Origin of the sequence: Xanthomonas sp. NCPPB 2632 (assembly GCF_041228075.2) — a bacterium.
GTDB lineage: Bacteria > Pseudomonadota > Gammaproteobacteria > Xanthomonadales > Rhodanobacteraceae > Luteibacter.
This window is the reverse complement of record NZ_CM192979.1, coordinates 3,301,106-3,316,108: the sequence shown is the minus strand read 5'-3', so window position 1 is coordinate 3,316,108 and position 15,003 is coordinate 3,301,106. Positions and strand designations below refer to the sequence as shown.

Here is a 15,003-nt window from a genome sequence, read left to right as displayed (position 1 = left end):
CCGATGCCGGCGGCGTGCAGCCCCGAGGAGCTGTTCGTCCGCTGGCCGTCGATGGCGGACATCCCCGAGGCGACGGCCACCGCCGGCACACGGGTCTCGGTCATCCAGGCCGCAGCATGCGACCTGCATCTCACCCGGCAGGGCATCGATTACCACTTCGTCGACCTGCGCGGCACGACGTCGGCGGCGACGCGCGCGCTGCGCTTCGTCGACGTGCTGTACGGGCTGTCGCCCGACGTGCTCCACCTGCATGGCCTGGGCTTCGCGCACGATGCCTTCGAGCTGCACCGACGGCTGCCCGACCTGCCCATCCTCATCCAGGACCACGCCGACCCGCCGCCGACCCGCTGGCTGCGCCTGCCGTACCGTCGCTGGTATTCCGCGGCGTCGGGGGTGGCCTTCACCTCGGCGGCGCTGGCCATCCCTTTCACCTCGGCCGGCCTGTTCGGGCCTGGTACGCGCGTGTTCGCCATCCCGGAATCCAGCAGCCGATTCGTTCCGGGTGACATGGCGACGGCACGTGCGAAAAGCGGCCTGCATGGCAGCCCTTGCATCCTCTCGATCGGCCATCTCGCCGAAGGCAAGGATCCGCTCACCGTGCTGGAAGGCTTCGCGCGGGCCGCGCAGCACCTGCCGGACGCGCACCTTTGGATCGCGTCCGGCAGCGCGCCGATGCTGGCGCAGGTGCAACGGCGCGTGGCCGAGGATGGGCGTCTCGCCCGACGCGTGCACCTGCTCGGCCAGCTGGTCCACGCCGATGTGCAGACCGCGCTCCAGGCCGCCGATCTGTTCGTCTCGGGCAGCCGCGCCGAAAGCTGCGGTTTTGCGCTGCTGGAGGCGCTCGCGTGCGGTGTCACCCCGGTGGTGACGGATATTCCCGCGTTTCGTGCCCTGACGCTCGGGCGCATCGGCGAGCTCTGGCCGGTCGGCGATGCCGGTTTCCTGGCCGCGGCACTGGTGCGTGCGTCGGCCGGGCGACCCTCCGCGGCCAGCGTGCGCGCGCATTTCGACAAGGCGTTGTCGTTCGCGGCCGTGGGCCGGCACTGGGCCACGGCGTATGCGGCGCTCGTGGGCTCCCGACACGAGGGCAGGGCATGAAGCTTGCCCTTGTGCTTCCCGGGGGCGTCGATCGCTCCGGCGAATACCGGGTGATTCCCGTGTTCCTGGCGCTGATCGAGCGGCTGGCCCGGCGACACGAGGTGCACGTGTTCGTGCTGTACCAGGAGCCGCTGCCGGCCACGTGGCGGCTGGTCGGCGCGCATATCCACAACATCGGCCGGCGGCGATCGCGACTGCGCGCCGTTGCGGCGATCCGCGCCGAACACCGCATCGCACCGTTCGACCTGGTCCAGTCGATCTTTTCCGGCGATTGCGGACTGATCGCCGTGGTTGCGGCGAGGCTGATCGCTCGCCCCAGCGCGGTCCACGTGGCCGGCGGGGAACTGGTGGCGCTGCATCACATCGGCTACGGCGGCCGCCGTGACTGGAAGGGTCGCCTGCGCGAAGCCTTCGTGTTGCGTTTCGCCGACGCGGTGACCGCGGCCAGTGCGCCGATCATCGACGCGTTGCGCGCCCTGCGCGTGGCGGCGCGGCGCCTGCCGCTGGGCGTGGACCTGGATGCATGGCCGGTGCGGGCACCGCGTCGCCGTGCGCAGGGCACGGCACGGCTGATCCACGTGGCCAGCCTCAACCGGGTCAAGGACCAGGCCACGCTGCTGCATGCCCTGGCGCGAGTGGCCTCACCCTTCGTGCTGGATATCGTCGGTGTCGATACGCTGGACGGCCAGATCCAGGCGCTGGCGCAACGGCTGGGCCTGGATGACCGCGTGCGTTTCCTGGGCTTCCGCACGCAGCGGCAGTTGCAGCCGCTGCTGGTGGCCGCCGACCTTTTGCTGGTGTCGTCGCTGCACGAGGCCGGCCCGCTGGTGGTGCTGGAAGCCGCCGTGGCCGGCGTGCCCACCGTGGGCACCGCCGTCGGTCATCTCGTGGAGTGGGCGCCGGCTGCCGCGCTGGCCGTGAGGGTGGACGATGCCGAGGCGCTGGCCGTCTGCATCCAGCGCGTGCTCGACGATGAAGACCTGCGGCTGCGGCTTGCCAGGGAAGCGCAGCAGCGCGCCGTGGCCGAGGACGCCGACATGACGGCGCGCGCGTTCGAGACGCTCTATCGTGAGGTGCGCGCCCGCCGCGGCGTGGTCAGCCCGGACGACTGACGCCGTAGCCGAGTGCGGCGCGTACGACGTAAAGCGTGTCCATGCGCGGCACCGGCCGGGTCAGCCGGGTGAGTATCCGACGACCGTGGCTGCGCTTCACCCAGGCCTGGCCTTGCAGCCACAGCTGCGTACGCGCCAGGTCGGCGCGCTCCTGCACGTTTTCCTCGGTGAGGCGGAAGCGGTTGCGCACGGCGCGCCCGATGTCCCGCATCGTGCGCGCCCATTCGATCCCGGGCATGGCCTGTGCCCAGAGCGCCGAGCACGACAGCTGCGTGAGCGTGCGGCGGCGCGAGGTGCGCCGCAGCCAGCCGTGGCACTCGCCATCCAGCCGTGCGACCACCGCGGGCGGGATCGCCCCGGGGTAATACCGCGAGACCAGCGCCAGCGGCGGGAACGCCCACCATGCCGAGCCGTCGGTCCACAGCACGTCCCAGTCCGCCGTATCCATGCGTGCGGCAAGCAGGGCGATGTCGTGCAGGTGCAGCAGCCGGATACTGCGGCCGCAGATGTTACCGGCGGCGTGCAGCAACAGGTGACACATCAGGGCGCCGTGCGACGGGTAGGGCTGGATGCCCGGTGCGTGCAGCGGCACGCGGGCAGTGATGTCCACCGTGGCAATGGGCAAGCGTTCCTGGATGCGCGTGTGCAGCTCGATGTTGACCGGTGTATCGCGATGCTCGCCCAGGCCGACCGTCGGTGCGCCCACGGCCGGCTTGAACGCACGATGCCGCCAGTGCGCGAAGGATTCCACATAGCCCAGGTCCTTCAACAGCCCGGACGCGGCGTCGAGGTCGGCCTCGGCGACCAGCAGGTCGATGTCCGCCATCGGTCGCTCGCCGGGCGTGTAGACACCCAGGGCATGCAGGGCCGAGCCCTTCAGCGCCACCAGGGAGACCGACGCCGCGCGCGCGCCCGCATCGATGCGTTCCAGCAGCGTCGCGATACGCCGGTGGCGCGCTTCCACATGGTCGCGCTGTTCGGCGAGGAACGGGTTCCAGTCCGGGTGCCGCCAGCCCGTGCGCGCAGCCAGCAGGGGCGACACGCCGTGCGCGGCGGCCGCGGCCAGGGCCAGCCGCCATTGCAGGTCGGTCCAGTCGGGCGTGGCACTTTCCGGTGCCGGCGTGGCCAGCTGGACGGCCAATGCTTCGGTCGCATGCCGCAGTCCCCTGCGGATGGACGACAGGGGCGGCAGGCCCGGGCTCAAAGCTGGGTCAAGGCGATACGTCGCCTTGCCTCGCGCGGCACCGGCGTGGGGTTTTCGTTGCGGTGCAGGTGCTCGCTGGCGACCAGGGCATCCCAGCGGGCGTCCAGGGCATCGCGTTGCGCCGCCGGTGCGGTCCGCAGCGTGACTTCTTCATGCAGCAGGTCGCGCACGCGCCGGTAGAACGCGGAATCGTAGGCGCCGCGGAACATCATCGACAGGTCGCCGCTTTCCTCCCAGTGTGTCTGCTGGCCCAGCTGGGCCTTCACTTCCTCGTAGAACGGCGTGCCGGGCAGGGGATAGGACACGCTCACCCCGACATCGTCGGGTGCGGCGCGCACCACCAGGTCACGGGTGGCGAGCAGGTCGTCCAGCGCCTCGCCCAGGTAACCCAGCTGGATGAAGAAGCCGACGCGGATGCCCTGCGCGCCCAGTCGTTCGCGCGCGGCGATCAGGTCGGGAACGTGCGTGCCCTTGGTCATGCGGTCCAGCACGCGCTGGCTGCCGCTCTCCGCGCCGATCCACGCCTCGGCGCAGCCGGCCCGCGCCAGCGCGGTGACCATGCGCTCGCTGGCCAGGTCGGCGCGCGTCTGGATCATGAAGGGGATGGAGCCGTCGTTCGCGTCGAGGTGCTCGGCGAACGCCGTGACCCAGTCCACGTGGAATCCGAAGATATCGTCGGCCATCCAGATGTGGTCCGGCGCGTAGGTGGTCTTCAGGTACGCCATCTCCGCGGCGACGTCCTCGGCGGGGCGCTGCTTGTAGTGGTTGCCCCAGATCGGTTTCGCGCACCAGTTGCAGCGGAACGGGCAACCGCGCGATGCGGCCATGTTGAGGCTGAAGTAACCGTGCCGCTCGCGCCAGAACGTGCGGTAGCGCGGCATGTCGATCAGGTCCCACGCGGGCTGCCCGACCAGGCGTCCATCCGGTGGAAGGATGCCGGTACGGTGAACCTGCGTCTGTCCCGTCACCCGCGTGGCGATGCCGGGCACGCCGTCGGTCCAGTTCGTGGCGTCGATGTCCGGCTGCGCCGCCAGGCGTTCGCTCAGGGCGACGAGGGCGGCGATGCCCTCGCCCACGAGCACGACATCGGCGCCGGCGTCCAGGAATGCGTCGGGATGATCGGAGGCGTCCGACCCGGCGACGATCACGCGTGCACCGGCCGCGCGTGCCTCGCCGATCATCCGGCAAGCCGCGTCGCGCATGCGGCCGAGGCACATCTTGGTGAGGAAGTTGAAATTGTCCTCGTAGAAGACGACCAGGTCGGGCGCGGCATCCTTCAATGCCGGTGCATAGTCACCGACACCCTCGGCCAGCATGGCGTCGAACAGCGACACCGCGTGGCCGCCATCGCGCAGCAGGGCCGCGATCTGGATCGTGGCCAGCGGGGGATAGGGCTTGCCGCGTTCCCACTGCTTCCGGTCGTCGCGGAGGAAGTAGGAATGGCCGACCTGGATCGTGAGCATCGCTTTTAGAGCCTGTGCGCGGTTTGCCTCGTGAGTGCCGTCGCAGCGGGGATGGGTTGTATTTTTCTGCACCGGCAACCTTTGCCGTCCCGCGGCGCACTCACGTGCACTATTCCGACCGTGGCGTCGTCCGTGTCACGGCGCGGCCCCGGTCAACGAGCGGCGAGATGGCCTTGACCTACCAGCACGACCCCGGCGTGAGCGACCCTTTCTCGGAGCACACGGTGCTGCCGTTCACCGTATGCAAGGAGCTGCTCGGCGGACGGTTCCAGTTCGACAGCGCCAGCGAGGCGTTGCTGGACCTGGTGGAGGCGGCCTACGGTGGATTGCCTGCACAGCGGCGGTACGACGTGCCGCCGGTGTTCCGCGTCGAACTTCGGCTGGCGCCGCATCGGTCGCGCGAAGGCGCCTGGACACCGCCGACCGTGCGTGCGCAGGCCGGCGTGGGCCTGCTCTGCGGCGTGATGGACGAGTCCAACTATGTCGTCGTCTCGCCGGAGCGACACCACGCACTGGTCGTGGTGTCGGCGGACATGCTGGCGCACCCCTACCACGTGCGCTACGAGCTGATCGAGTTCGCCGTCTACCTGCTGGCCGCGCGCGGCATGCACCTGGTGCCCCTGCACGGCGCGTGCGTGGGCAAGCATGGACACGGCGTGTTGCTGCTGGGCGCCAGCGGGGCAGGCAAGTCGACGCTGGCCTTGCAGTGTCTTGTACAGGGCATGGATCTCGTGTCGGAGGACGCGGTGCTGGTGCAGCCGTCGGGCATGCTGGCCACGGGCGTGGCCAACTTCCTGCACGTGCGTGCGGATGCGTTGCGCTTCGTCGACGACGAGGCCACCCGCGAGTGGATCGCCACGGCACCCGTGATCCGCCGGCGCAGTGGCGTGGAGAAATTCGAGGCCGACCTGCGCGCCGGGCGTTCGCGGCCGCCGGGTAGCGCGCTGGCCCTGCTCGGCGCCGTGTTCGTTTCCGACCGCCAGGCGGTCGATCCGGGACACTTGCTGACCGCATTGCCCGATGACGAGGTGGCCGCGCGCCTGGAGGCCGACCAGCCCTATGCCACCGGGCAGCATGGCTGGCGTCGCTTCCTGCAAGGCATGGTCGCGCTGGGTGGATACGAGTTGCGTCGCGGTCGCCACCCCCGTGAATCCGTGCATGCCTTGCGCGCCTTCCTGCGCACGCACGACATGGCGACCTGCTGATGCCTCGCGCGGACCGTTCGCGCGGGCCGCTGCGTTCGCTGCTCACCTCCCTCTCGCGAGGCGATCGCCTCGCCCTGGCGGTTTACGTCGCGCTGTCGCTGGGTTCGGCGCTGCTAGGCAGCCTTGCCGCCCTGCTGCTGGTACCGCTGATCCAGCCCGGGCAGGCGGAGCCCCTGGGCGAGTGGGGCATCGCCTGGCGGCCACGGCCCGACCTGCTGGTGCTCGCGTTCCTTGCCACCACCATGTCGTTCGCGTGGCTACGCTGGCAGTCCGCGCGCGTCGGCGCACGACTGGTGGGGCGTTACGGCCTTGACCTGCGGCGTCGCGTCCATGCCAGCCTCGTCGATGCACCGTTGGCGTCGCTCGCCGATGCCACGTCGGCGGAGATCGCCAACGTGCTTACCTACAACATCGAGATCGTTGTGCAGGGTTTCACGGCGTTGCAGCAGTTGCTGGTAGCGGGCGTCACCGCGGCGGTCAGCCTCGCGTTCGCGTTCTGGCTGTCGCCGGGCCTGCTGCTGGCCATGCCGCTGCTGATGGCGGTGGGCATGGCCGCGTCGCGGCTGTTCGGGCGCGAGCAGGCGCGGGTCAGCCGGCAATACGTGACGGACATGACGACGCTGTTCTGGCACAGCGAGGATTTTCCGCGCCGACTGCGCCACGTGCGCTCGTTCGGGCGCGAGACCTCGGAAAAGGCCAGCTACGGCGCGATTTCCGCGCGCCTGGCCCATTGCTACGCGCGTCAGGTCGAGCTGGTCGCTTCCGGACGGATGCTGCTTGAGCTCGTCGGCGCCGTCGGCATCGCCACCGTGCTCGTGCTGGCGCGGCACTGGCAGGGGATCGATCCGGCGTCGCTGATCGCCGTCTGCCTGTTGCTGGGCCGCCTGTTCCCGTACATGGTGTCCAGTCGGCAAAGCTTCCAGCAGCTGCGGTCCGCCGTGCCCGCGTTCGAACTGTGGGAACGCTACGCGCGGCTCGGCGCTAACGCGGCGGCGCCGGTCGCCACCTGCCCGCCGGGCACGTTGCGGATCGTTCGCCTGCGGGTCGTGCCGCCCGCCGAGGGCGTGGAGGTGCGTGACCTGGACCTGGTGCCCGGCCGGATGATCCTGGTGTTCGGCGATTCGGGGATCGGCAAGAGCAGCCTGGTCGACGTGCTGGCCGGCATGGCCGAGCCCGAGGTTTTCGAAGCGACGGTGGACGGTCGCTCGCTGGCGTTCGGACGCTACCGCGATGTCGTGCGGCACGGCGCGTACGTAGGACAGAACGTCCGCCCATGGCAGACCTCGGTGCGTGAATGCCTGCTATGGGCGGCGCCGGCGGCGGACGAGGACGCCCTGCGCGACGCCCTGGCCGACGTGGGGTTGGACGTGCGGCTGGCGCGTGCCAGCGACGGCCTGGACACCGCCTTGCACGGATCGTCCAGCCGCCTGTCCGGCGGTGAACTGCAACGGCTGATGCTGGCCCAGGTGATCCTGCGGCAACCGGCGCTGGCCGTACTGGACGAGGCGACCAGCGCACTGGATGCCGCGTCCGAGCGAACGGTGCTGGAGCGCCTGAAACAGCGTCTTCCGCGTACCATCCTGATCGTCGTCTCGCATCGCGCGGACGTCGCGACGATCGCGGACCGTACGCTGCATCTCGGATCGGCGACGGCCCTGCCGACCCCCCTTGGAAAAGCCCACGCATGACGATCAAACGAACGCTTTCGCTGGGGGCCCTCGCCGTGGCCATCGGTCTGCCGTTGCACGTGCATGCCGGACACACCGGGCGCACGGGGCACAAGGAACACGTCGAACAGTCTGCCACGGGTGGATTTTCCACGGCGACCGGCTCCGGCGAGCTCGCGACCACGGTGACGACGCTGGCGCAGCTTCGTGCGGCGGTCGCGGCGTCCCGTCACCATATCGTGGTGGATGGGGCGATCTACGGTGGTCCGGTGCCGGTCACGATCCTCTTCGGCAGCACGGCGTGGAACGACACGACGATCGAAGGTGCGCCTGGCGGCAAGGCGGTGCTGGAGAACATCCAGCTGAAGTTCGACGGCGAACGACTGCCCGTGGACCAGGCCATCGAGAACATCGTGGTGAGGAACATCACCTTCCACGGCCGCATTGCGGACTTGCAGGCCCTGCCGCCCCAGGTCTTCGGCACGCCGGACAACATCGGCATCAATTACGAGGGCGTGTCGCTGCGACGGACGGTGAATGCGTGGATCGACCACTGCACGTTCTACGACACCAGCGACGACCTGCTGAGCGTGACCCTGGGCTCCGACGACGTCACGTTGTCGTATGACCATTTCTACTTCACCCAGGCCTGGGTGACCATGGACCCGGACCCGTTGTGGAACTGGGTCGGCCTCTATAGCGACCTGGCCAACGAACGGCTGGCCATGATCGTCGGCGCCAACCCGTCGGACTCCTACAGCTACGGGTCGCACGCACTGCACGTCACGCTGCACCACGACTGGTTCGGTCCGCTGGTCAAGGGCCGCCCGTTGTTGCGTGGCTGGATCCACGCCTACGACAACTACTTCGACAATGCGTCGCCGCCATCGGCGGGGCCGGCCACGCGGGCCGGTGCGGGACAGTACACGGCGTTGCAGGTCGGCAGCGGCGCGGTGGTGTATTCGGAAGCCAACTATTTCATGGGCACCCACCAGAGCAACGAGATCGGCCTGGACCGGCCCGGCGACGCCCATGCGTTCTACGAGCGTGACAACGTCTACCGGACGACGACCGGCCAGTCCGCCGCCGGCACACCGTTCGTGCGGCCGCCGGTCGCCTATGCCTACACGCTCGATCCCACCTCGGATGTTCCCGACCGCGTCAGGGCGAGCGCCGGGCCGCACTGAGGTCGCCCTGTTCCGTCGTCGTCGGCACGGCGCGTACGCGACCCGTGCGTCCGCTGACGTCGGCGACCAGCGTCTTCAGCCCCTGCAGCGCGGCCGCGATGTTCTGCTCGGGCGCCGCGACGCGGATGGCCGCCTTGCGCTGGAACGTCTGGATCGTCACCCCGCGCAGCAACGGCGGGCCGTTGCGCGCGAAGCGCCGGAACGCGGCTCGCCAGCGTGGTGAAGGGGTCGGGTCGAGGATGGCGTAGACGGTCTCGTACCCGGGCGGTTGCGCCCCGGGGGCCATGTCCAGGTAAAGAATACGTACCGGCGTGTCGTGGTGTTCGCGCATGGTGACATTCTCCGCGGGATGGATGACAGAATCAGGTGCGAAACAGCGCGTCGTAGAGCAGCGGAATGAGGCCCAGCGTGACCAGTGTGCCCAGCAGCAGGCCGCCGATCAGCGTGATGGCCATGCCGGTCCACAGCGGGCCGGCGAACAACATCAGCGGTATGAGTCCGACGATGCAGGTGAGCTTGGTCATCACGATGGGGCGCAGGCGTTTCACCGCGGCTTCGATCACCGCGTCGTGGTGGGGCAGGCCCTCCGCGATCTCCGCGTCGATGCGCTCCAGCAGCAGCACGGCGTTGTTGACGATGATGCCGGCCAGGGCAAGCAGTCCGAACGTGGCCATGAAGCCGAACGGATAGCCGCTGACCACCAGCGCGAGCGTCGCGCCGATCAGGATGAAGGGGATGCTGGCGACGATGATGAACACCTTGCGGAACGAGTTGAACTGCCAGACGAACAGCAGCAGCATCCCGCCCAGGGCCAGCGGCATGTACTGGGTCAACACGGCGTTGGCTTCCGCGGAGTCCTCGATCTCTCCGCCCAGGTCGATCGTGTAGCCCGGCGGAAGGGCGATGCGCGCGATGGCGGGCGCGAGGCGGTCGGCGATCTCCTGCGCGGTGAGCGACGGATTGCGTGCGGTCACCGTGATGGCGCGGCTCAGGTTGCGCCGTTGTACGACGCCCGGCTCGGAGTCCAGCACGACGGATGCCACGGCGGCCAGTGGTACGGGCCCACCGTTCGCCTGGCCGTCGGACGGATAGACCACCGTATCGCCGGGATCGGCATCCGAGGCGCGTTCGGTGGCGCTGCCGCGCAGGACCACCGGCACGCTGGTGCCGCCGTCGTCGATGGCGGTGGCCTGGTAGCCGCTGTAGCGCAACTGCAGGGCGTGCAGCACGTCTTCGCGGGTGATGCCGACAGCGTGCATCTTCGCCGGATCCGGCACGACCCGGTAGCGAGGAATGCGCGGTCCCCAACTGTCGAGCGTGTCGACCGTGCCGGGCAGGGCACGCAGCACGGCCGCCACCTGGTCGCCCAGCCGGCGCAGCGTGGCTTCGTCGGCTCCGGTGACGCGATAGACGGCCACGCCGGCTTCGGTGGCACCCAGCGAGAAACGCTTCGGTTCGGCGTGCAGGTTGGGAAAGCGATCGGCCAAGTAATGCTGCGAACGCGCGATGACGCTGTCGATATCCGTGCCGGGTCGCGCGGAGACGGTGAAATAGCCGATGTTCGGACCGGGCAACGGCGGGTTCAGGCCTAGCACGATGCGCGGACCGCCATCGGCGACATACCCGATGCTGTCCTCCACCTCGGGGTTGGCCTTGCGGTCGCCCAGCCAACGGCTGATGCGGGTGACGTCGTCCAGGGTCTGCCGCGCGTCCACGCCGGCCTGGAAGGTCAACGGGATCTGGAACTGCAGGCGGTCCGAACGCGGCAGGAAGTCGTAGGGCAGGCGCGATAGCGTCCACCCTGCGCCGCCCAGCAGGGCCAGCATCGCGCCCACGTAGAGCAGCTTGTGTGCGAGCACCCAGCCGATCACGCGACGGTAGCCACGATAGAAGCGCGACTCGTGCGCGATGTCGTCCGCGGCGTCCGCATGCACACGGGCGAAGTAGAAGCACAGCAGCGGCGTCACGGTCAGCCCGAGGAACCACGAGCCGAGTAGCGTCACCGCCAGCACGATGGCCAGGGAGCGCAGGTATTCGTTGGTGCTGGTCTGGCCGAGGAAGAACGGCGAGAACGCGAGCACGATGACCAGCGTGGATACCAGCAGCGGCACGGCCAGGGTGCGTCCGGCCTCGATGCAGGCCGAGCGCCGTTCCTCGCCCGCCTTGAGTCGCCGCTCGATGTCCTCGGCGATGACGATGCCGTTGTCGACCAGCAGGCCCAGCGCGAGGATGATCGCCGCCATCGACACCATCTGCAGCTCGATGTCGAACGCGCGCATGACCAGCAGCGAACTGAGGATGGTCAGCGGCACGATGGCGCCCACCACCAGGCCCATCCGCCAGCCCAGGAACAGCATGACCACGGCCATGACGATCACCACCGTCTCGCCCATCACGTGGTGCATCTTGCCCATCTCACGCGTGACCACATCGGGCTGGAATGTCACCACGTGCGCGGCGAAACCGGCCGGGAGCGACTGGCCCGCCGTGGCCAGGGTGGCCTTCAGGTCACGGCCGAAGCTGGCGATTTCCAGGCCCTTGGCCATGGACACGGAGACCACGACGGCCGGCTGGCCCTGGTAGACGGCCGCGCTTTGCGGCGGATCGGTGGGCATTGCGCGGATGACGGCCACGTCGCCCAGCGTCACGTCGCGAGCGCCGCCGTCGTGGGGCACCGCGAGCGTGACGCGTCGCAGGTCGTCCACCGAGTGCATCGCGCCGTCGACGCTGACCGACAGGCCCAGCCCCGAGACCGAGGGTTGCCCGGCGGAGGCGATGGCGTCGACGGCGGCCAGCTGGCGGCCGACGTCCATCGATGTCAGGCCCAGGGCAGCCAGCTTGCTCCGGTCGAACTGTACATACAGCTGGGTATCCTGCATGCCGTAGAACGCCACGCGCTCCACGCCCTTGAGCGCATACAGCTGCGCGCGGAACTGCTTCAGCGGCTCGCGCATCTGTGCGAGCGAGAAACCCGGCGCGGTCACCGCGATGGACGCGACCGACACGCGGCCGAAATCGTCATCAAGGAAGGGTCCTATCGTCCCCTGCGGATACGTGGGCGCTACCTCGGCCAGCTTGGACCGCACCTTCTGCCAGAGTGCATCCAGGTCGGTCACCGTGTCGTACGCGGTCAGCTGGATGACCACGGCACCGGGCCGCACGGTGGTGGCGATGGTTTTCAGGCCGCCCAGTTCGCGTAGCCGTTCTTCCGCGGGACGTGCCAGGACATCTTCGGCCTGGCGGGTATCCAGCCCGGGCAGGCTGATGGACACCACGGCGTCGCGCACGGTGACGGACGGTTCTTCCTGCGAGGGAAAGTGCAGGAAGGTCCAGGTGCCGGCGACGAGGATCAGCGCGGCGATGAACAGGGTGAGGCGGCTGGCGCCGAGCGCCGAACGGGTCAGGAACATGTCAGTGGGTCTCCAGCTGGCTGGCGCCTTCGAACGCGTGCACCGACTGCCCGTCGACCAGGAACGCGGTGCCCGCGACGACCACCTGTTCCCCCGCGGCCAGGCCGCCGCCGATCAACACGCGATCGCCCGAGCGACCGCCCACGACCACCTTCCTGCGATGCACGAGCCCGTGGGTGGTGTCGAAGACGAACACGGCGTCGTCGCCGGCCCGGGTGCCCGGCACCAGCGCGGTGAGGGGGATCGACAGCCGACCGTCGTCAGCGCCGCCCAGGCGCAGCGGCAGCAACTGCCCGGCGGTGAGGGCCGATGGCGCGCCGTCGGTGCGGAAGATCGCTTCCACCGTCGCACCCTTGTCTTCGTGGTCGGACAGCTGCGCGAGGTGCACCGTGACCGGCGTGGTGTCGGCGGCCACGAGCGTCGCCGCGGCACCCGGTGCCAGCGACGCACGCAGCGACGCCGGCAACGCGGCGACCACTTCGAACTGGCCCTGGCCATCGAGGGTCAGCACCACCTGGCCCGAAGCGACATCGTGGCTGGGTTCCTCCGCACGCGACACCACGTGTCCGGCGAACGGGGCGACGATGTCGCCATGGGTGAGATCGCGCGCGGCCAGGGCCACGGCGGCATCGGCGGCAGCGGCCTTGCCGCGCGCGGCGTCATCGGCGGCCTTGGCCATGGACAGCGTGGTCTTCGAGGCCGCGCCGTCGTCGAACAAAGCCACCTGCTGGCGCAGCTGCTCCGCGCGGTCGGCCGCTTCGGCATGGGCGGAAGCGGCTTCCGCGCGGGCCTGGACCAGGCGCAGGCGGATCGGATCGGGATCGAGCCGGGCCAGCACCTGGCCCTGGATGAAAGCGTCACCGGGCTTGACCGCGATGCTCGCGATGCGGCCGGCCACGTCGAAGCCGAGCCGGGCACGCTGCGCCTGGCGCACTTCGGCGGTGACCGTATAGGTCGCGCCCGGCGCGGGGGCGACATCGGCCAGCAGCACGGTGCGCGGCACGACGGTTTCGCGATGCGGTTCGCTGCACGAGGCCAGCAGGCAGGGCAGCAACAGGCAGGCGGCCAGGAGGGAAAAACGTGTGTTCACAACGAAGCTCCGTGAAAGGTGGACGCGCCGGGGGCATCGGGCAGCCTCACGCCGTAGAAGGCGCGGAAGACGGCGACGCGGTTGAGCGCCTGGTCGAGTCGCGCGGAAAGGCAATCGATCTGTAGCTGCGCCGTGTCGATGGTGTGGACGAGTACCTGGGAGGGGTCTTCCAGGCCCTGCCGGTGCCGCGCATAGGCCTTGGCCAGGCGTGCGCTATCCGCGGCGCAGGCGGTATCGAGGCTTTGCACGCGCGCCGCCAGCGCATCGCGGGCGCCGAGCGCATCGGCCACATCGCGGAAGGCGCGCTGCACCGTGGCTTCGTAGTCGGCCACCGCGGTGTCCTTGCGTGCCTTGGCCAGGTCCAGGTCGGCGCGCCTTGCGCCGCCGTCGAACAACGGCAGCGTGAGCTGCGGCAGGAATGTCCAGCCGCCCGTGGCCGCACCGAAGAGATGGTCCAGGCTGGACGACACATGGCCCACCGACGACGACAGCTGGATCGACGGGAAGAAGGCCGCACGCGCCGCACCGATGTTCGCGTTGGCCGCGCGCAGGCGCTCCTCGGCGCGCACCACGTCGGGTCGCTGCAACAGCACGGTGGAGGGCAGCGATGCCAGCGAGTCGGCGGCGGTATCCGTGCGGCCGATACGGTCCAGGTCCATCACCGGCGCGGGCAGCGCGTAGCCGGTCAACGATCGCAGGTAGCGCAGCGCGTCGTCGTGCCGGCGCTGTGCATCCAGCCGCGCGGCATGCACGCGCGAAGCCTGGTCGATGCGTTCCTGCAGGTCGTCGGCGGAGATCGTGCCCACGGCGTACTGCTTGCGCGCTTGAACGGTCAGCGCTTCACCGGCCTGGTCGGCGTAGACCAGCTTGCCGGCCACCTCGACGGCGGCGCGTTCATCGACATAGGCCGCGAGCACGGACGCGATCAGTTCGCCGCGTGCCTCCTTCTGCCCGGCCTCGCTGGCCAGGTAGTCGTACGACGCCGCGTCGGACAGGCTGCGCAGGCGGCCGAAGAAGTCGGGCTCGAAGCGGCCGTCCAGCGTGGCCGACTTGAAATCGCGGTTCAGCATCGCCGCGGCGGTGGGATCGTCCATCTGCGTCTTGTCGCGCTGCAGGGTGGCGCCCAGTTGCGGGAACAGCGCGGCGCGCTGCCCCGCGACGCCCGCGCGGGCCTCGGCCACCTGCGACGCGGCGGCACGCAGGTCCGGATTGGCGGCGAGTGCCGTGGTGACGATGCGGGTCGCTTCGGCGTCCGGCGCGAAGGCGCCGAGGAAACGGGCTTCCTCCATCGACAGCGCCGCCGTGGACGGTGTGGCACCGGTGGTCGTCGGCGCCTTCGGCACCACGCGCTCGCCGAGCGTCGCCGGCATGGCGACCGACGGTCGCTGGTACGCGGGCGCCAGCGAACACGCGGAAAACGGCAGGCACGCCACCACCAGCAGCAGTAGTGCTACGGAATGGGGCCAGAGGATTCGATCCTGACGGAATGACCAACGCACTGCATGCTCCCGGGCTGATAAGCTGGGCGCATTGTCAGAGACGTATCTCAAGGCTTCATCGGCCTTTC

Annotated in this window: 11 protein-coding genes; 5 read left to right on the top strand and 6 right to left on the bottom strand. The window is 69.7% G+C overall.

Annotated elements, in window-relative coordinates:
- Positions 1–3 precede the first annotated feature (3 nt).
- Both AB8808_RS14090 and AB8808_RS14085 read left to right on the top strand, forming a co-directional pair.
- Positions 4–1,098: a glycosyltransferase family 4 protein gene (locus tag AB8808_RS14090; protein ID WP_369931263.1), complete on the top strand. Its 1,095-nt coding sequence runs from the start codon at positions 4–6 to the stop codon at positions 1,096–1,098.
- Positions 1,095–2,210: a glycosyltransferase family 4 protein gene (locus tag AB8808_RS14085; RefSeq protein ID WP_369930294.1), complete on the top strand. Its 1,116-nt coding sequence runs from the start codon at positions 1,095–1,097 to the stop codon at positions 2,208–2,210. The genes AB8808_RS14090 and AB8808_RS14085 overlap by 4 nt, the downstream gene beginning before the upstream one ends.
- Here AB8808_RS14085 and AB8808_RS14080 read toward each other — a convergent pair.
- Together AB8808_RS14080 and AB8808_RS14075 are read right to left on the bottom strand one after the other, a co-directional pair.
- Complete coding sequence (locus AB8808_RS14080; RefSeq protein WP_369930293.1) at positions 2,194–3,414, bottom strand: nucleotidyltransferase family protein; 1,221 nt, start codon at positions 3,412–3,414, stop codon at positions 2,194–2,196. The genes AB8808_RS14085 and AB8808_RS14080 overlap by 17 nt on opposite strands.
- Positions 3,411–4,877, bottom strand: a complete 1,467-nt coding sequence (locus tag AB8808_RS14075; RefSeq protein WP_369930292.1) for a B12-binding domain-containing radical SAM protein — start codon at positions 4,875–4,877, stop codon at positions 3,411–3,413. Before AB8808_RS14075 ends, AB8808_RS14080 begins: the two co-directional genes overlap by 4 nt.
- A gap of 167 nt (positions 4,878–5,044) precedes the next feature.
- Between AB8808_RS14075 and AB8808_RS14070 the strand changes: the two genes are divergently transcribed.
- Genes AB8808_RS14070 through AB8808_RS14060 form a run of 3 tightly spaced genes read left to right on the top strand, consistent with a single transcriptional unit; the run spans position 5,045 to position 8,936 of the window.
- Positions 5,045–6,082 (top strand): serine kinase, encoded by a 1,038-nt coding sequence (locus tag AB8808_RS14070; RefSeq protein ID WP_369930290.1) that lies wholly within the window; start codon positions 5,045–5,047, stop codon positions 6,080–6,082.
- A complete protein-coding gene (locus tag AB8808_RS14065) occupies positions 6,082–7,770 on the top strand; it encodes an ATP-binding cassette domain-containing protein (protein ID WP_369930289.1) in 1,689 nt (562 codons plus the stop codon). Before AB8808_RS14070 ends, AB8808_RS14065 begins: the two co-directional genes overlap by 1 nt.
- Positions 7,767–8,936 carry a pectate lyase family protein gene (locus AB8808_RS14060; RefSeq protein WP_369930288.1) on the top strand — a complete coding sequence of 390 codons (1,170 nt, stop codon included), beginning with the start codon at positions 7,767–7,769 and terminating at the stop codon, positions 8,934–8,936. The genes AB8808_RS14065 and AB8808_RS14060 overlap by 4 nt, the downstream gene beginning before the upstream one ends.
- On the opposite strand, the gene AB8808_RS14055 is transcribed toward AB8808_RS14060, so the two are convergent.
- From AB8808_RS14055 to AB8808_RS14040, 4 genes are read right to left on the bottom strand one after another with little or no spacing between them, the layout of a single operon-like run.
- Positions 8,911–9,267, bottom strand: a complete 357-nt coding sequence (locus tag AB8808_RS14055) for a hypothetical protein (RefSeq protein ID WP_369930287.1) — start codon at positions 9,265–9,267, stop codon at positions 8,911–8,913. The two genes, AB8808_RS14060 and AB8808_RS14055, sit on opposite strands and share 26 nt — an antisense overlap.
- 31 nt (positions 9,268–9,298) lie before the next feature.
- Positions 9,299–12,346: an efflux RND transporter permease subunit gene (locus tag AB8808_RS14050; protein WP_369930286.1), complete on the bottom strand. Its 3,048-nt coding sequence runs from the start codon at positions 12,344–12,346 to the stop codon at positions 9,299–9,301.
- A gap of 1 nt (position 12,347) precedes the next feature.
- Complete coding sequence (locus AB8808_RS14045) at positions 12,348–13,436, bottom strand: efflux RND transporter periplasmic adaptor subunit (protein WP_369930285.1); 1,089 nt, start codon at positions 13,434–13,436, stop codon at positions 12,348–12,350.
- A complete protein-coding gene (locus AB8808_RS14040; RefSeq protein WP_369930284.1) occupies positions 13,433–14,935 on the bottom strand; it encodes an efflux transporter outer membrane subunit in 1,503 nt (500 codons plus the stop codon). Before AB8808_RS14040 ends, AB8808_RS14045 begins: the two co-directional genes overlap by 4 nt.
- Positions 14,936–15,003 lie beyond the last annotated feature (68 nt).

Bases quoted from the DNA above. Each gene is read 5' to 3' on its own strand.
- AB8808_RS14090 (WP_369931263.1), top strand. From the start codon at position 4: ATGCCGGCGGCGTGCAGCCCCGAGGAGCTGTTCGTCCGCTGGCCGTCG.
- AB8808_RS14085 (WP_369930294.1), top strand. From the start codon at position 1,095: ATGAAGCTTGCCCTTGTGCTTCCCGGGGGCGTCGATCGCTCCGGCGAA.
- AB8808_RS14075 (WP_369930292.1), bottom strand. From the start codon at position 4,877: ATGCTCACGATCCAGGTCGGCCATTCCTACTTCCTCCGCGACGACCGG.
- AB8808_RS14070 (WP_369930290.1), top strand. From the start codon at position 5,045: ATGGCCTTGACCTACCAGCACGACCCCGGCGTGAGCGACCCTTTCTCG.
- AB8808_RS14065 (WP_369930289.1), top strand. From the start codon at position 6,082: ATGCCTCGCGCGGACCGTTCGCGCGGGCCGCTGCGTTCGCTGCTCACC.
- AB8808_RS14060 (WP_369930288.1), top strand. From the start codon at position 7,767: ATGACGATCAAACGAACGCTTTCGCTGGGGGCCCTCGCCGTGGCCATC.
- AB8808_RS14055 (WP_369930287.1), bottom strand. From the start codon at position 9,267: ATGCGCGAACACCACGACACGCCGGTACGTATTCTTTACCTGGACATG.
- AB8808_RS14050 (WP_369930286.1), bottom strand. From the start codon at position 12,346: ATGTTCCTGACCCGTTCGGCGCTCGGCGCCAGCCGCCTCACCCTGTTC.